Origin of the sequence: Halorubrum sp. SP9, from assembly GCF_005435015.1 — an archaeon.
Classification (GTDB): Archaea; Halobacteriota; Halobacteria; order Halobacteriales; family Haloferacaceae; genus Halorubrum; species Halorubrum sodomense.
Genome location: NZ_SGXU01000557.1, coordinates 1 through 318, shown reverse-complemented (window position 1 = coordinate 318; position 318 = coordinate 1). Strand labels below are relative to the sequence as shown.

The 318-nt window shown below is 65.7% G+C and carries 1 pseudogene; it reads right to left on the bottom strand.

The features are described 5' to 3' along the window. Nucleotides 1–131 precede the first annotated feature (131 nt). Nucleotides 132–318, bottom strand: a pseudogene (locus tag EXE45_RS20145) (ribonuclease BN); the annotation flags it as partial.

Sequence of the window (318 nt, the reverse complement as noted above, 5' to 3'; positions counted from 1 at the left end):
CCCGCAACCTCGACGAGTCCCTTCGGTTGCGTCTCCGTTCGCTCGCCGAGCCGCGTCCCGCGGCCGGCCGCGGGGATGAGCGCGTCCATACCCGGTCTCGCGACCGCGACGACCGTGAAGCCACCGGCGTGTCACGACTCCGAGAGCGGAACGGCGACGACTGTCTCCCACTCGGATTCTGACTCTGTGGTGTCCACGAGCGCCAGCGCCTGACACGTGATGCTGCCCGGAAGCGTTGCCGTGTCGATCGACTGCGCAAAGTCGCGTCGCTCCGTGAGATCCATCTCACTGTAGACGAGACTGAGATGTGGGTAATAC